The sequence below is a fragment of the Shewanella sp. FDAARGOS_354 genome (assembly GCF_002209245.2).
In the GTDB taxonomy this organism is placed as follows: domain Bacteria; phylum Pseudomonadota; class Gammaproteobacteria; order Enterobacterales; family Shewanellaceae; genus Shewanella; species Shewanella xiamenensis.
The window spans coordinates 3,179,282-3,194,191 of sequence record NZ_CP022089.2; the positions used below are offsets into that span (position 1 = coordinate 3,179,282).

A 14,910-nucleotide genomic window follows, 5' to 3' on the forward strand; every position below is an offset into this window, starting at 1 on the left:
CTCTATGTTGAATTTTCTCCCCGGCCCAGTGCTGTTTATTCTCAGTCTGAGCCTGCTGATCATTAACACCGCCCTTTGGGGAACCTTGGTTTGCCTTGGTGGTTTAGTGAAAATGTTGATGCCAGCTCAAGGCGCACGCAATGCAGTGACCGGACTGATGAATCGTTTTATGTGGGCATGGGCAACCTGCAATGGTGGCATTTTGTATTTGATTGCCAAAATAGAGTGGGATGTTGAAGGACTTGAAGGGCTCAATAAAAACAGCTGGTACTTGCTAATCAGTAACCACCTCAGTGGCTTTGATATTGCCGCGCAGACTTACCTGCTGCGTAACCATATCCCCATGTTGAAATTCTTCCTCAAAAAAGAGCTGATCTATGTCCCCATTATGGGCCTAGGTTGCTGGGCGCTCGATATGCCTTTTATGGACAGAACCAGCCCGGCAAAACTCAAAAAAAATCCGAAACTTAAAGGTAAAGATTTAGCCACCACTCGCCGAGCCTGTGAAAAGTTTAAAAATATGCCCACATCAATTATCAACTACGTTGAGGGCAGCCGCTTTACCGAAGATAAGCGTCAGCGCCAAGATTCACCTTACCGTCATTTACTCCGGCCTAAAGCAGGTGGTATTGCCTTTACACTTTCCGCTATGGGTGAGCAATTTACTAACCTACTGGATGTGACGGTAGTGTATCCGGATGCGCCAGACGATGTGTTATTTGGCGTAATGAACGGCAAAGTACGCAAGATTATTGTACGGGTGCGAGCCTTGCCAGTACCGCAGGTCGACGCTACTCGCTACTTTTCAGAATCGGAATATCGGGTCGAGTTTCAGCGTTGGTTAAACCAAGTTTGGGCGGAAAAAGATGATCAAATTGCTGCACTCTTGCAGCAACATCAGCAGCTAACGGATAGTGCCACCAGCACCCACACACAGCTTCACTAATACAGATTAACGAATACAGCTTCACTAACGTAAGTGAGTCGATAGCGGGTTGGGCTTACCTAGCCCGCTTATTCCACTTCTAGCTGTGCCAGCCTCATTGCCGCTTCTGCTAATTCCGTTTCATTAAACACACTCATACCTGCCGCCAGCAGAAGTTCGGCCGTCATTCCCCGCCCTGCAATTAAATGCTTACTGAAACTGCCATCATAAATGTGCTGATTACCACAGGAAGGACTACGCGCCTTTAAAATCGCTATTTTAATGCCTTGCTCCTGAGCCAAAGCAAGCGCCTTTTGTGCTCCCAACCTAAAAGCCGCTGTGACATCTTCACCCTGCGCTGTTAGCACTAGATCGCCAACACGCTCGGCCGCAGGCCTTGGTGTGGGTAATCCGCCCGCGCATTCAGGACAAAACGCTACTATGCGGCCTTCTCGCTGCCATCGCTGCATCCACTCGTCTTGCTGCAGATTATGACCGCCGTCATAACGCACCGCCTGCCCAAGCAAACAACTACTAATGAGGATTTTCTCCATCTTGCCCCCCTAATGCCTAAACCCCAAGAGCCTTAACCCTGTGAGTGCCGACCAATACTTCCTCTGCATTGTACTCAATAAGTCGCAATGGGGTAAAAGCTGTGCTTGATCGCACCATCTGACATCACTCAACACCAAATTGTCGACAATTACCAATTACAAAATAGAGAAGATAAAATTATAAAAATCAACTTAAATAAAGAATAATAAATAAATACAATGACTAATGATTAATGCGCCAGAAGTATAGACTTACGTCTAAGTAAACATATTGTTGACAATGGCATTTAACGGGACTATTTTTTACCCATTGTCGACAATCCAGCAATCAACGAGTGATGCGCAGTATGTTGAAGCAAGAGACCATATTCCCCATAGATGACACCCCAAGTTCAGCGGCCCATGCCTCGACGAGCCCAACGAATAAGGTGAAATCCCTCGCCAGCGAAAAATCGTCGACCACTTTAGCCGATCAAATTTTGGTGCAAATACAAACCAGCATCATCAAGGGTGAACTGCCTGCAGGCAGTAAGATCAACGAGCAAGCCCTCGCCGAAAAATATGGCATCAGCCGAGGCCCGACCCGTGAAGCGCTGCAAACCTTAGAAAGACAACGTCTCGTTGTCCGCGCGCCCCATGTAGGTGCCCGTGTTGCTCAACTGACTGTGAGCGAGTTAAACGATTTATATCAATTACGTAGCGTGCTCGAAGGTATGGCCTGCGAACTCGCCGCTAGCCGCATTACCCCAGAACAGCTGGCGAAGTTGCAAGACCTGCTCGCCGTTCAAGAAACCGCGCTGGCTAATGGCGATACCTATTTCCAAGAGGAAGGCGATGTCGACTTCCACTATCAAATCATCCAAGCAAGCGGCAATAAGCATCTGCAAGAAACCTTAATTGGCGGGCTCTACCACCTGCTGCGGATGTATCGCTATCAGTGCACCAATAAGAATCGACCAGTAAAAGCCATTGCCGAACATAGACGTATCGTCGAGGCCATCGCCCAGCGTGATGGCGAACTCGCCAGCCTGTTGATGCGTCGCCATATAGAGCAAGGCCGTAAAAATACCGAATTACGCTTGATTGAATTGCAAGCTAACGCCGCCGCGAAAGAAACCTTAGCCAATATCAGCTAAGTCGCAGCCCATAAGCATCGAATACTGATCATTCAGTACTTTTTAATTGGATAAGGACAAGACCATGACCCAAAGCGCAGGATTACGTTTTCGCCAAGCTCTTGCTAACTCAAAACCCTTACAAATCGTTGGCACCACCAATGCGTATTTCGCCTTGATGGCGGAGCAAACCGGTTTCCAAGCCCTGTATCTGTCGGGCGCAGGCGTAGCGAACGCCTCCTACGGTTTGCCGGATTTAGGCATGACCTCGATGAACGATGTGCTAATCGATGCAGGTCGTATCACCTCAGCAACTCAACTGCCACTGCTGGTCGATATCGACACAGGTTGGGGTGGCGCCTTCAACATCGCCCGCACCATTAAAGAGTTTGAGAAAATCGGTGTAGCTGCCGTGCACATGGAAGACCAAGTGTCGCAAAAGCGTTGTGGCCACAGACCCAACAAAGCGGTCGTCAGTACCGAGGAAATGGTTGACCGTATCAAGGCCGCCGTCGATGCCCGCACCGACCCTAACTTTGTGATCATGGCGCGCACCGATGCGGTTGCCGTTGAAGGTTTAGAAGCGGGTATCGAACGTGCAAAAGCCTATATCGCCGCGGGTGCCGATATGATTTTCGCCGAAGCCTTAACTGAGCTGGACCAATACCGTCACTTCAAAGCCCAAGTTAACGCACCAATTCTGGCGAACATGACCGAATTTGGCCAAACCCAATTGTTCAACAAAGAAGAACTCGCCGAAGCGGGCGCCGACATGGTGCTTTACCCACTCGGCACTTTCCGCGCCGCTAACCAAGCCGCACTGAAAGTGATGCAAGCGCTGATGAATGATGGTCATCAACGCAATGTCTTAGACACTATGCAGACCCGTACGGATTTGTATAAGTACTTGGGCTACCACGCCTTTGAAGACAAGTTAGATCAATTATTTAGCCAAGATAAGTAAAAGATAAGTACAGACCATGGACGTCAGTAGAAGCTTAGGCTTCGCGTTGTTACTGATACCCAGATGCGAGAGCCGTGACCTCAAATAACGGCTCCTGCATCACCGATATGCTGCAACCCTACATAAGGCTAAAACTCTGTATTTAGTCAACATTTATGCAGCTTTAACCAAAAAGGTAGACGGCTAATATTGAGCCTGTCTGCAATAACCATAGCGTTAACGGAAGGGAAGAATTATGTCAGACGCAAAAAAATTAAGTGGTGCTGGATTACGTGGCCAGAGCGCGGGTGAGACTGCACTAAGTACTGTAGGTGTATCGGGTAGCGGCCTGACCTACCGCGGTTACGATGTAAAAGATCTGGCCGAAAACGCCACCTTCGAAGAAGTCGCCTACCTGATCCTTTACGGTGAGCTGCCAACCACAGCACAACTCGAAGCCTATAAGACCAAACTTAAGGGCATGCGCGGCCTGCCACAGGCATTAAAAGAAGTGTTAGAGCGCATTCCTGCCGACGCCCATCCAATGGATGTGATGCGTACCGGTTGTTCTATGTTGGGTAACCTCGAAGCCGAGCACAGCTTTAGCGAACAAAGCCAAATCGCTGATCGTTTACTGGCGGCCTTCCCATCGATCATTTGCTACTGGTATCGCTTTAGCCACGATGGCGTACGCATCGACACCGAAACCACCGATGAGCAAATCGGCGCCCATTTCTTACACCTGCTGCACGGCAAAGCTCCATCGGCGCTGCACGCTAAGGTAATGGACGTATCGTTAATTCTGTATGCAGAGCATGAGTTTAACGCTTCAACCTTTACCGCCCGTGTGTGTGCATCGACCCTGTCGGACATGCATTCTTGCGTGACAGGCGCTATCGGTTCACTACGTGGCCCACTGCATGGCGGCGCCAACGAAGCGGCGATGGAACTCATTCAAGATATGAAAGACGAAGCCGATGCCCGCGATGTGCTCATGGGTAAACTCGAGCGCAAAGAAAAGATTATGGGCTTTGGTCACGCCATCTACCGAGATTCAGATCCTCGTAACGCCATCATCAAAGAATGGTCAGAAAAACTGGCCGCAGATTATGGCGATGATCGCCTCTACCGCGTATCGGTCGCCTGTGAAGCCCTGATGTGGGAACAGAAAAAACTCTTCTGTAACGCCGACTTCTTCCATGCCAGTGCTTACCACTTCATGGGCATTCCAACCAAGCTGTTTACCCCGATCTTCGTTTGTTCACGGGTAACGGGTTGGGCAGCACATGTGATGGAGCAGCGTTCAAACAACCGCATTATTCGTCCAAGTGCCGACTATGTGGGTGTATCACCACGCAAAGTGGTACCCATTGCCAACCGTTAAGCAAAACTGACCACACTTAGCGCGAGACTTCACTCAAGGTGCGTCTCGCGCCGACTTCATTTTCCGAAATGGATGATGTTATGAGCACTGTTATGAACACCCAATATCGCAAGCCTTTACCCGGCACAGCACTCGACTATTTCGATACCCGCGAAGCCATTGAAGCCATTGCCCCCGGCGCCTATGCGAAATTGCCTTACACCTCGCGCGTGTTAGCGGAAAACTTAGTGCGTCGCTGCGAGCCAGAAGCACTCACAGACTCGCTAAAACAAATTATTGAATCAAAACAGGAACTGGATTTCCCATGGTTCCCAGCCCGCGTGGTGTGCCACGATATTTTAGGGCAAACCGCGCTGGTAGACCTTGCCGGTTTACGTGATGCGATTGCTGCTAAAGGTGGCGATCCTGCCCAGGTTAACCCTGTGGTCCCGACCCAGCTGATTGTTGACCACTCACTGGCAGTGGAATTCGGTGGTTTCGATAAAGATGCCTTCGCCAAAAACCGCGCCATCGAAGACAGACGCAACGAAGACAGATTTCACTTTATCAACTGGACGCAAAAAGCCTTTAAAAACATCGATGTGATCCCGCAGGGTAACGGCATCATGCACCAAATCAACCTGGAGCGTATGTCACCCGTGGTGCATGCCCGTGATGGCGTGGCATTCCCCGATACCTTAGTGGGCACCGACAGTCACACGCCACACGTGGATGCGCTGGGCGTTATCGCTATCGGTGTGGGTGGACTTGAGGCCGAAAGCGTGATGCTGGGCCGCGCCTCATACATGCGTCTACCCGACATTATCGGCGTTGAGCTCACAGGCAAACCTCAGCCGAGCATCACCGCTACCGATATCGTTTTAGCCTTGACCGAATTCCTGCGTAAGGAAAAAGTGGTTTCTTCTTACCTTGAGTTCTTCGGCGAAGGCGCAGAGGCTTTAACACTTGGCGATCGCGCGACTATCTCTAACATGACGCCAGAATTTGGCGCAACCGCCGCCATGTTCTATATCGACCAACAGACGCTGGACTACTTAACCCTGACGGGTCGTAGCGACGAGCAAGTGAAGCTGGTTGAAACCTATGCCAAGACCACAGGTTTGTGGAGCGATGATCTCAAGCAGGCCGAGTACCCACGCACCCTGCATTTTGATCTATCATCGGTAGTGCGTACCATTGCTGGCCCATCGAATCCCCATGCTCGCGTTCCGACTTCAGAGTTGGCCGCGCGCGGCATCAGCGGCGTGGTTGAAAACGAGCCAGGCCTCATGCCAGATGGTGCAGTGATTATTGCGGCCATCACTAGCTGCACCAACACCAGTAACCCACGCAACGTAATTGCGGCGGGCCTGCTGGCACGTAACGCCAATGCCAAAGGCTTAAGCCGTAAACCTTGGGTGAAAACCTCACTCGCCCCCGGCTCTAAGGCGGTACAACTCTATTTAGAAGAAGCCAACTTGCTGCCAGAGCTTGAGTCATTAGGCTTCGGTATCGTCGGTTTTGCCTGTACCACCTGTAACGGTATGAGCGGCGCACTCGACCCAGTGATTCAGCAGGAAGTGATCGACCGCGATCTGTACGCCACCGCCGTATTATCCGGTAACCGTAACTTCGACGGTCGTATCCATCCTTACGCTAAGCAAGCCTTCCTCGCATCGCCACCGTTAGTGGTGGCCTATGCAATTGCGGGTACCATTCGTTTCGATATCGAGAAGGATGTGTTAGGCCACGATAAAGACGGCAAGCCAGTGCGCTTAATCGATATTTGGCCAACGGATACCGAAATCGATGCAGTGATTGCGGCAAGCGTGAAGCCAGAGCAGTTCCGCAAAGTCTACGAGCCAATGTTCGACCTGAGCGTCGACTATGGCGATAAGGTCAGCCCACTGTACAACTGGCGTCCACAATCAACCTATATCCGCCGCCCACCTTACTGGGAAGGTGCATTAGCGGGCGAGCGCACCCTCAAGGGCATGCGTCCACTCGCGGTATTAGGCGACAACATCACCACTGACCATTTATCGCCATCGAACGCGATTATGATGGACAGCGCGGCGGGCGAATACCTACATAAAATGGGCCTGCCAGAGGAAGACTTTAACTCCTACGCGACCCACAGGGGCGACCATTTAACCGCCCAGCGCGCGACCTTCGCCAACCCTAAACTCAAAAACGAGATGGCAATTGTCGATGGCAAAGTTAAGCAAGGCTCACTGGCGCGTATCGAGCCAGAAGGCCAAGTGACCCGCATGTGGGAAGCCATTGAAACCTATATGGATCGCAAACAACCGCTGATTATTATCGCTGGTGCCGACTATGGTCAGGGTTCATCCCGTGACTGGGCGGCCAAGGGCGTGCGCTTAGCGGGTGTAGAGGCGATTGTCGCTGAAGGCTTTGAGCGTATTCACCGCACAAACTTAGTCGGTATGGGCGTGTTACCGCTGGAGTTCAAAGCGGGCGAGAATCGCGCGACCTATGGCATCGATGGCACCGAGGTGTTTGATGTTGTTGGTGATATCGCGCCACGTGCAGATCTCACCGTTATCATCACCCGTAAAAACGGTGAGCGCGTCGAAGTGCCTGTGACCTGTCGTTTAGATACCGCTGAAGAAGTGTCTATCTACTCTGCTGGCGGCGTACTGCAACGGTTTGCGCAGGATTTTTTAGAGTCAAATCTGAAGTAAGATTCGCGCTAAAAGGCGGCAATGCCGACAAACTTGCCGCCTATATCGACACGAACCTTTTCGCTATTCCCCTTGGAGTTAATAGCATGAGTAATAAACTTTTCCCGCCCCAGATTAAAGTGGCTGCAACCTATATGCGCGGTGGCACGAGCAAAGGGGTATTTTTCCGTTTACAGGACTTACCCGAAGCAGCCCAAGTACCCGGCCCAGCTCGAGATGCACTACTGCTGCGCGTGATTGGCAGTCCCGACCCCTATGGTAAACAGATTGATGGTATGGGCGGCGCAACTTCCAGCACCAGCAAGACGGTTATTCTGTCTAAAAGCAGCCAAGTCGACCACGATGTTGACTATCTGTTTGGCCAAGTGTCTATCGACAAACCCTTTGTGGATTGGAGCGGTAATTGCGGCAACTTGACCGCCGCCGTCGGCGCCTTTGCCATCAGCAATGGGCTGATTGATGCTGCGCGCATCCCGCAAAACGGTATCTGCACCGTGCGTATTTGGCAGGCCAATATTGCAAAAACCATTATTGCCCATGTGCCGATTACCGATGGCATGGTGCAAGAGACAGGCGATTTTGAGCTCGATGGCGTGACCTTCCCCGCCGCCGAAGTGCAGATCGAATTTATGAACCCCGCCGCTGACGAAGACGGCGATGGTGGCAGCATGTTCCCAACGGGTAATTTAGTGGATGTACTCGAAGTACCCGGGATTGGCAGCTTTAATGCCACCATGATTAACGCGGGTATCCCAACCATCTTTATCAATGCTGAGGACTTAGGTTACTCGGGCACTGAACTGCAAGACGATATCAACAGCGATAATGCCGCTCTTGCCAAGTTTGAGACCATCCGTGCTTATGGCGCCGTACGTATGGGACTTATCACACATATTGATGAGGCCGCATCACGCCAACATACCCCTAAGGTGGCCTTTGTTGCTAAGCCGAAAAACTATGTGTCATCCAGCGGCAAAGCAGTTGCAGCGGAGGAGATCGATCTTCTGGTACGTGCCCTCTCCATGGGCAAATTGCACCATGCGATGATGGGCACAGCCGCCGTAGCGATTGGTACCGCGGCGGCGATTCCCGGCACTTTAGTCAATCTCGCGGCAGGCGGTGGTGAGAAGGAAGCGGTACGTTTTGGCCATCCTTCTGGCACCCTTCGCGTCGGCGCACAGGCCATGCAACAAAACGGCGAATGGACAGTGACTAAAGCCATTATGAGTCGCAGCGCCCGAGTGCTGATGGAAGGTTTTGTACGCGTGCCCACCGTATAAAACCAGACAACTGATTCGCACCTTCAAGTTGATTGATATCACCCTATCAATAGAGTTCAACCAAAGGCCTTGCTTCTCCCCCTTCCGGCAAGGTCTTTTTTTATTTATCTTCCCTGCGAGCTGCAATATGTTGGCATTCGGTAAAAAATGCTAAACTTGCGTTGGTCACAGCTGATATTGATAAAAACACCTTACGCTATATAAATCTGTGAATAAATTAACCATTATTTTAATTTTAAAACTGAGATCGCGTCAGTCTCATTCTTAACGCGACATTCCTAAAGTAACGTTAATAATACCTCCCAAAATTGGGGAAAAAGTAGGGAATGATAGGGGTAGCTTTGAGTCAACCAATCCTTAGACTAATCGTTAGCGTGCTCTGCATTCTCAGTTTTGTTGCGGTGCTTCCCGCAGGCTTGGCATTACCGCTTAATGCGGCAAATACACTGCTTAAATTTGAGCATATCCGCAGCGAAGAAGGGTTAAACCAAAACACAATCACCAGCCTATTTATGGACAGTGCTGGCATGCTGTGGATTGGCACTCAAGATGGACTCCATAGCTATAACGGTTACAACTTCAATCTTTTTATCCACTCCCCTAATGATCCTCAAAGCATTTCAGAAAGTTTTATCTCGGATATTATCCAAGATGCCCAAGGTTATCTTTGGATAGGTACTTTTAGCCAAGGTATAAATCGGCTCAATTTAAAAACAGGCACCTTTGAACGCATTGGCATAGAACAGGGTCTCACCGATCCCAGGGTCACTAAACTCAATATTGTCGGCAATACGCTGTGGATTGGCACTCAAAGTGGCTTGTTTTCTTTTTCCACAAGAACAAAACGCTTAACCCAAGTTTCACTAGGAACCAGCGTTGAACCCTACATCACCAGTCTTGCCAATGTTGATAACACCTATTTACTCGCAGGAACCAGGGATAATGGTACCTTTGCTGTAAGTGCAAATACGATTACGCGGCTGAATGTGCCGCAGGATGTGATTGCTTATCAGATTAAAGCCAATTCAAGTCGAGCAATTAGCTTAGCGCTTGGTAATCAGCTCTGGCACTATGATCTGACCACTCAACAAGGGACTATCATCTGGCAAGCAGAAAATAATGTTCCCTATATCAAAGATTTTGTTCAAACATCCCAAGGACAATTCTGGGTCGTCGGACCTGAAGCTGGTTTAATACAATTAGAAAGAGAGGCGGATCAATTCGTTGCAACTTATCATAAATTTGATCCCAAACGCACCAACAGTATCAGTGAAAACAATATCTTATCCCTGCTAGAAGATCCTTTTGGCAATCTATGGCTCGGCGCGAGTTATTCTGGATTGAATAAGATCAACACTCGCCGTCAATATTTTCAGCATCTGTTTGAATATACGACCGAATTACCTCAACAGAGCAATAATGTCCGTAGCCTTTACCGCAGCCAAGATCAGGCACTGTGGATAGGAACAGAAGGCGCGGGCCTTAAGCGGTTAGCACGAAATAGTAAAACATATGAAAATTACAGCACTTTGTTTGCCAAGGCATTAGGGTTAGAGACTCAATACTTAAACCTCACTCTGCGCTCGATTATTCAAGATAAGCAAGGCGCCCTCTGGTTTGCCAGTAACTATGGACTAGGGCGTCTGGCTCCAAACGGTGAATTTAGCCTACTTAATGTTGCAGATAGCAAAGACACCTCAGCAGAAGCGAACTATATCCGCAGTCTAGAGTTAGATGATCAAAATAGGCTCTGGGTAGCGACATCCCATGCGCTATATCGGAAATCCACTATAAATGATGAATTTACGCCTGTTTCGCTAACAGGCATTGAAAATTTTCATCCTACACAAAACCTGTTACTCACCCTTAGGGCCAATAATAATATTCTGTGGATTGGTTCGCTCAATGGACTAGTAAAATTAGATATGCAAACGGGGCATGGCGACGTTTTTTACCATGACCCCCATGACAAAAACAGCATTATCAATAACCGCATTAGGGATATCTTAGTCGCAAGTAATGGTGATGTTTGGTTTGCGACCCACGGTGGCATTAGTCTGCTATCGTATCAAACCTTATTGCCCATTTTTAGTGATTATACCCGTGAACAAGGTCTACCCAGCGATACAATTTACGCTCTGCTGGAGGATGATGAGCATCATATTTGGTTCAGTAGCAATGCCGGTATTGGAAAATTAAACCCTATCAATAACAAAATTATTAATTTCAACGAACAGGAAGGCTTACAGGCACTGGAATTTAACGGTGGTGTAAAACTTAAAGACAGTGATGGCGATCTCTGGTTTGGCGGAATTAATGGCATCAATCGCTTTAACCCTAAAATCCTACCTGACAAAAGGGGTGAAGCGAAGGTAGCACTCACAGCATATAAAATTGCCGGCCAAAAACAGACGATTTTAGATCTGAGTCATCCGCCGAAAATCGTAATGAACTACGCCGATCAATTAGTGAGCTTTGAAATCACCTCACTGGATTTTAGCTATACAGGAAAAAACCGCTTTAGTTATTTCCTCGAAGGATTTGATAACCATTGGCACGATTTACCGACAGGCAATGAAATCACCTTCACTAATATCGATCCAGGCAACTACGTGCTCCATGTGCGCCACTCACTTGAATACAACCGTCAAGGTGACTATACGCTTTTGGTCGATTTAACCGTCAATGCACCTTTTTATCGCACCGAATTGGCCTATGCGCTTTATATTCTACTGACACTAACTCTACTGATATGGATAGTAAAATGGCGCAAACAAAAACGTCGCCAACAACAAGAGTTTGAAACTAGCATTCGTGCATCTGAAGAACGGCTTAAACTGGCGCTTTGGGCTTCGGGCGACGGGATGTGGGACTGGAATATCCAAGAACAACAGGTTTACCGGACGCATACAGATATACCTGTCCCTCAATGGAACCGTCACCATCTACTGCACGACAATGCTCATCCTGAAGATAGGGAAAGATTTAGGCACGAGTTAGCCGAACACCTACAAGGACGCACTCCCTTCTTTGAAGTGGAATACCGCATTGAGCATTCGCCCAACAAATGGGTTTGGATCCTTGAGCGGGGTAAAGTTGTTGAAGCTAATGGGCAGGACCATCCCATTCGTATGACGGGCACAACTCGGGATATTACCTCGCGCAAGCTGATCGAAAACGAGCTGGTACTCTCCTCACAAGTGCTAAATAGCATGAATGAAGCCGTCGTGGTGGCAGGATTAGACTATCGAATCCGTTCGGTAAACCCTGCTTTTAGCAATATCACTGGTTATTCAGAGCGGCAGATTAGTGATAAATACTTAATTCACTTAGCCTACAGTAGAAAACAACGGGATCTGTTTAATAGCATTGAACAGCAACTACTACGCCATAAACATTGGGCGGGAGAAATTTGGATCCGCAATAAGGCCCGTAGAGCAATTTTGGTGTGGCTCGAGATTAATCAAGTAATTGACGTAAAAGGTGAAACTAGCCACTTTGTGGCGGTATTTACTGATATTACAGAGCGCAAAAAGGCCGAGGAGGATTTACGTTTCCTCGCTAGCTTTGACACGCTCACAGGGCTGCCTAATCGAACCTTATTCCAAGACCGGCTTAATCACGCGATATCTCAAGCACATAGATCGAATAATATTGTCGCCCTACTGTTTTTAGACCTCGACCGTTTTAAGCACATTAACGACTCTATGGGGCACCACATTGGCGATCTATTACTCAAAGCAGTGGCCCATAGGCTGCAAAATGCCGTCCGCGAAGGAGATACCGTAGCCCGCTTGGGTGGTGATGAATTTACCATTATTCTAGAAGGTGTGGCGAAAACTAAAGCAGCGACGTTAATTTCGGAAAAAGTGCTCAAAGCCTTTCAAGCGCCCTTCTTATTAGAGGACAAATCCCTCACTATCTCCACTTCGATAGGTATCAGTCTCTATCCTAATGATGCTGTAGATGTGGATTCGTTAATTAAATTTGCCGATACCGCCATGTACCATGCTAAGGCTCTCGGGCGAAATAACTTTCAGTTTTACACCAATAAACTCAATGAGATGGCGACTCGCCATATGCTGCTCGAAACGGGATTAAAACAAGCAATCGCCCACAATGAGTTAAGCTTGGTGTATCAACCTAAGTTTTGCCTACGCAATGGATCTCTGACAGGGCTTGAAGCACTACTGCGCTGGCAGCATTCAGAATTAGGCCCCATTTCTCCCGCCGAGTTTATTCCCCTCGCGGAAGAAACAGGCATGATCAATCAAATAGGCCATTGGGTGATTAACCACGCTTGCCAACAACTGGCCGAATGGAATGAGTTAGGTTTTAGCGATATCACCATGGCCGTTAACTTGTCTGCTAGACAGTTAAAGGCCGATATTATCTCAACCATTGAAGTAGCCCTTGCGGTATCAGGACTTCCCGCCCAGGCTCTTGAGTTGGAGCTAACTGAATCGATGATCATGGGCAACCCACAGGAGTCAGTTAATATCCTCTCAAAACTCAAAGCATTAGGCTTAACCATTGCTGTAGACGATTTCGGTACTGGCTATTCAAGCTTGAGTTACCTCAAACGTTTCCCTATTGATACCTTAAAAATTGACCGCGAGTTTGTGCGCGACATAACCAACGACCCCGATGATGCGGCCATTACCAGCGCGATTATTGCTCTCGCCCACAGCCTAGAGTTGAATGTGGTGGCAGAAGGGGTTGAAACTCAAGAACAACTTAACTTCTTGGCGCTGCAAGGCTGTGATCAAGTCCAAGGCTTTCTGCTGAGTAAACCGCTGAGCGCCAAAGATTGCCAAACACTTTTAATACAACAGATACAAAAGCGTCAAGACGCAAAAGAATAAGGCTCCATCATGGAGCCTTATCGTATTGATTTAGAAACTATTAAGGTGCGATACGCTCAACGCGTCTCACCCAGCCATCAGGGCCTTGAATATGGCCTTTCTGGATATCGGTATACAGCTTGTAGATGCGTTGAATATGCTCACCTACTTCACCGTTGCCCACAGTCACCACTCGACCATCTTCAAAAATATAGGAACCGACAGCAGACACTACGGCAGCAGTCCCAAAACCTCCCGCTTCGATAATCTCACCGGATTCGATATCGGCGATAAACTTATCCAGCATGACCGTCTCTTGGCGCACTTCGCAGCCGAGCAATTCACCCAGCTCCATAATAGATTGCGAGGTAATCGATTTTAAAATGGTATCGGTGAAGGTTGGGATGATCACTGTGCCATCTTTCAGAATGTGGAAGTGGTTCATCGCGCCCGCTTCTTCAATCTGTTGGTTGTTCGCATCTAAATACAGTACCTGCGAAGCACCAAACTTTGCGGCTGCTTTACCCGCACGCAATGAGGCAGCATAGTTACCCGCTGCTTTAGAGGCGCCAGTACCACCCGATACGGCGCGATGGTAAGTCTTGCTGATCAGTAGACGAATGCCTTTATTCACACCCGCCGCGTAGTAAGCACCACTTGGGCTTAACACCACGCAGAATGTGTAGCGCGAACTTGGGCTTACAGACAGACGGTCTTCGGTCGCAAAAATAAAGGGGCGAATGTATAAACAGGCACCTTCTTGCATCGGGAACCAAAGACGGTCTACGTCGATCAAGGCGTTGATCGCATCGATTTGCATCTGCTCATCAATATTAGGAATACAGACAATATCCGCAGAGCGATTCATACGCTCGGCGTTTTTGTTGATGCGGAACGTGTAAATTTCGCCATCTTGATGCATAAAGGCCTTGGCGCCTTCGAAGATTGACTGACCATAATGCAGGGCCATCGCACCCGGCGCCATTTCAAACGGGCCATAGGGCACAATACGAGGATCGCGCCACTCACCATCGCGATAATCCATTAAAAACATATGATCGGTTCTGAGGCTACCGAAGCCCACATTTCCTTCGGGCTTGAATTGCTCAGTACGGCGTTCGGACGCAGGTTTTAAATCGTATTTTATTTCCATCGCATACCACCTTGATTACTGAACAAGC

General features: G+C 48.7%; 9 protein-coding genes. 7 read left to right on the top strand and 2 right to left on the bottom strand.

Annotated elements, in window-relative coordinates:
• Window positions 1-4 precede the first annotated feature (4 nt).
• Entirely contained in the window at window positions 5-946 is a 942-nt protein-coding gene (locus CEQ32_RS14305; protein WP_037431237.1) for an acyltransferase, read from the top strand.
• 68 nt (window positions 947-1,014) lie between these two features.
• On the opposite strand, the gene CEQ32_RS14310 is transcribed toward CEQ32_RS14305, so the two are convergent.
• Complete coding sequence (locus tag CEQ32_RS14310) at window positions 1,015-1,479, bottom strand: DUF523 domain-containing protein (RefSeq protein ID WP_055647879.1); 465 nt, start codon at window positions 1,477-1,479, stop codon at window positions 1,015-1,017.
• Between the two features lie 347 nt (window positions 1,480-1,826).
• Between CEQ32_RS14310 and CEQ32_RS14315 the strand changes: the two genes are divergently transcribed.
• From CEQ32_RS14315 to CEQ32_RS14340, 6 genes are all read left to right on the top strand, one after another.
• Complete coding sequence (locus CEQ32_RS14315; protein WP_055647880.1) at window positions 1,827-2,615, top strand: GntR family transcriptional regulator; 789 nt, start codon at window positions 1,827-1,829, stop codon at window positions 2,613-2,615.
• 64 nt (window positions 2,616-2,679) lie between these two features.
• Window positions 2,680-3,558, top strand: a complete 879-nt coding sequence (gene prpB / locus CEQ32_RS14320) for a methylisocitrate lyase (RefSeq protein ID WP_037431229.1) — start codon at window positions 2,680-2,682, stop codon at window positions 3,556-3,558.
• 235 nt (window positions 3,559-3,793) lie between these two features.
• A complete protein-coding gene (gene prpC / locus CEQ32_RS14325; RefSeq protein ID WP_055647881.1) occupies window positions 3,794-4,921 on the top strand; it encodes a 2-methylcitrate synthase in 1,128 nt (375 codons plus the stop codon).
• Between the two features lie 80 nt (window positions 4,922-5,001).
• Window positions 5,002-7,605, top strand: coding sequence for a Fe/S-dependent 2-methylisocitrate dehydratase AcnD (gene acnD, locus CEQ32_RS14330; RefSeq protein WP_088586250.1), 2,604 nt, complete (start codon window positions 5,002-5,004; stop codon window positions 7,603-7,605).
• 86 nt (window positions 7,606-7,691) lie between these two features.
• The gene (gene prpF / locus CEQ32_RS14335; RefSeq protein WP_088586251.1) at window positions 7,692-8,885 is read left to right on the top strand and encodes a 2-methylaconitate cis-trans isomerase PrpF; all 1,194 of its coding nucleotides are present in this window, start codon (window positions 7,692-7,694) and stop codon (window positions 8,883-8,885) included.
• A 326-nt stretch (window positions 8,886-9,211) separates the two neighbouring features.
• On the top strand, window positions 9,212-13,750 hold the full coding sequence (locus CEQ32_RS14340) for an EAL domain-containing protein (RefSeq protein WP_088586252.1): 4,539 nt from the start codon (window positions 9,212-9,214) through the stop codon (window positions 13,748-13,750).
• A 40-nt stretch (window positions 13,751-13,790) separates the two neighbouring features.
• On the opposite strand, the gene CEQ32_RS14345 is transcribed toward CEQ32_RS14340, so the two are convergent.
• Complete coding sequence (locus CEQ32_RS14345) at window positions 13,791-14,882, bottom strand: branched-chain amino acid aminotransferase (protein ID WP_088586253.1); 1,092 nt, start codon at window positions 14,880-14,882, stop codon at window positions 13,791-13,793.
• Window positions 14,883-14,910 lie beyond the last annotated feature (28 nt).